The following is a 2,685-nucleotide window of genomic DNA, read 5'->3' on the forward strand; positions in this document are numbered from 1 at the left end:
GTCCGGATGCCGGCGGTTGGGTTGGGCAGGAGGGCGGGTCCGGACGCCGACGGTTGGTTGGGCAGGAGAGCGGGGGCCCGGGGGACGAACTGTGGTGAGCATCTCTCCGCTACGACGCCGACCGTTCTTTCGGCATGCAGGAACCCCTCCATGGCACGCAGACCTCCATGGCACGCAGAGCGCCCGCTTCTCGGCAGGGCGCGGCACCCGCTTTCGGCATGCACGGCATCCGCTCTTCGGCATGCACCCCGGCCGCCCCTCGACACGTGCGGCACCCGCTCTTCGACACGCACGGCAACCGTTCCTTCGCGCCGCCGGACGCTCCTCGAACTTTTTTCTCCCAGCCGGGAACACCGCGGCCCCGCCACTCGTATCTCATGGTGAGCGATCGGTCACGCGGCGCTACAGCACTTCGCGCAGGACCCGGTCCCGGATCATGAGGGCGGCCCGCTTGCCGGGCAGGTCGATCTCGTCCGCGTACCGGAAGCCGGCGCTCAGGAACGCGGCGATGGAGGGGGTGTTACGAAGATCGGGTTCTGACACGACACGGGCGCAGGTGGGACACCGGTCGAGGATCAGGTCGGCCACGGCGCGGAGCAGGACAGGTCCCAGTCCTCTCCCCCGGTCGGCGGCGTCACCGACGAGAAGGTGGATCCCGGTGTCGTGCGGATCGGCCGGATAGTGGCGGGCCAGCGGGTCCAGGTCCGCCCGGTAGATCTCCCAGTAGCTCATCGGCGTGCCGTCCAGCACGCCGAGACACGGCACGCTGCGCCCGTCGCCGTGGAGCTGCGCCCGCAGGTGTTCCTCCGTCCGGCTCCGGGGACCGGCCAGTTCCCAGAACTCCGCGACGACGGGGTCGTTCATCCAGCGGTGGACGAGCGGCAGGTCCTGATCGAGCCGCACGGGCACCAGTTGGAAGGAGCCCACCGGGGTCGTGATCGGGCCCCACCGGGTGATGCGGCTGAGGAGGCCGACCGTCGACCCGGCGCAGAGGGCGACGAACTGTGCGGGCAGGCACAGGTCCAGGGTGTCCTCGCTGTCGGGGTCGTCGTCCTCGACGGCGAGCCGGCCGAACGGAGAGTTCCGGGGGCCCGCGGTGTCCGCTCGGGGTCCGGCGCCGTCCGGGTGGGCAGAGGCGGGGCCGGTTCCGGCGCTCGCGTCGGTGGGAGGCACGGTGCGCTCCTCTCAGGAGACGAGGTGGGTCATGTTCCTCGGATGTACGGGAGGCGGTGCGGCTCGCTGAGGGGGTGCGGTCCGCTCAGGTGGTACGGGGAGGTACGGCGCTCAGCAGTGAGGCAATGAGAAGAGCTGGATCGCTCAGCAGTGAAGGGGGTTGGCGATGGTGACGTAGACGGACTGGGTGTCGACCGGCCCGACGAGTTCGTCGAGACCGTGCAGCCGGGTCAGCAGGTTGGCCTTGCAGCGCAGGACGGGTGAGTCGAGCAGGCGGCCGGGCAGGGAGGTGCGCAACGGGGCGGGCCCCGAGGCGAGGCCGGTGAGGAAACGGCGGAAGGCGGCGAGGAGCAGTCGCTCGTCGGCGAGGTGCTGGGAGCCGAAGGCACCGATCAGACCGAGCACGTTGTTGACGGCGAGGTAGTAGGTGAAGCGTTCGTCGGCGACCTCGTCGGGGACGAAGGTGTCGCTGCGCTCGCCGATGCCGGGCAGCCGGGCGTCCAGTTCGGCGCGCCGGGACTCGCGGAAGTAGTACCCCTGGTTGTCCCGGTAACGGCCGCCGGCGGGCCAGCCGTCGCCGTCCAGCAGGAGCAGCGTGTTCTGCTGGTGGGCTTCGAGGGCGATACCGGCCTCGCTGTCCAGCCAGAGCACGGGCCGGACCACGTGTTCCAGATAGCGCAGGAACCACTCCGCGCAGACGGCGCCGAGGGGCCGGCCGGTGCGGGTGGCCAGGCGGGCGACGAGCTGGGCCAGGCGCGACCGCATCGGCCAACCGGTCGCAGCGTGTGTGCTGTTGGTGGGCGGCGTGGCGAGGGGGCGCGGTGCGACCAGTCCGGCGACGCAGCCGACGTCGTCGGCCGGGGCGAAGGGGTTGTGCCGGATCACTACGTCGAGCCCCGGCACGGGCAGGCCGTCCGCATCGTCCACGGCCAGCCAGGCCGGGTCGCGGACGATGTCGAAGCGGGGGTGTGCCGCCCGCCACCGGATGGCCAGGCCGGTGCGCAGCAGCCGGTGCACCTCGACTCCGCGGTGGAGTTCCTTGCGGAGGTTCTCGCGGCGGGAGTTGGTGATGCGCAGGGCCAGCGACAGTTTCAGCATCGCGGACGCACCGGATCGGTGGACGGTCCGTACGGAGGAGGTGGGAGACCAGCACGTGCCCAGGGGGCCGAGGTCGCGGAGGAGCCCGGAGTCGAGCAGCGCGGCGACGGATGCGCGGTGCCGTACCTCGCGTGCCTGCCAGGGGTGCAGGGGCAGGGCGGTGTAGCCGTCGGGCAGCGGCAGTTCGGTTCCGGCGATCCGTCGGATGAGGTGGTCGGCGGGAACGGGACGGCCGCGCTCGGTCCAGGCCGAGTCGGCCGCGAGAAGAGAGGGGGCGACGGCCAGCCAGTGCAGGGGGAAGGAACCGCGCGTCTCCGGTGAGTACCGGTCGGCTTCCGCCTCGGTCAGCCCTTCCCGGCTCTTCGGGGTCGGGTGCAGGGGGTGTCCGAGGAGGAGGGCCTGCTCGGCGCCGAG

General features: G+C 71.7%; 2 protein-coding genes. Both read right to left on the bottom strand.

The genetic code is table 11. The annotated features are described in order from the left end of the window. Nucleotides 1-402 precede the first annotated feature (402 nt). A complete protein-coding gene (locus CCN44_RS26480; RefSeq protein ID WP_086700178.1) occupies nucleotides 403-1,173 on the bottom strand; it encodes a GNAT family N-acetyltransferase in 771 nt (256 codons plus the stop codon). A gap of 144 nt (nucleotides 1,174-1,317) precedes the next feature. Then, nucleotides 1,318-2,685, bottom strand: a 1,368-nt coding sequence (locus CCN44_RS26485) for an IucA/IucC family protein (RefSeq protein WP_086700181.1), incomplete at its 5' end; no start/stop codon positions are given.

This window comes from Streptomyces tricolor, assembly GCF_002155905.1.
Taxonomy (GTDB): Bacteria; Actinomycetota; Actinomycetes; order Streptomycetales; family Streptomycetaceae; genus Streptomyces; species Streptomyces tricolor.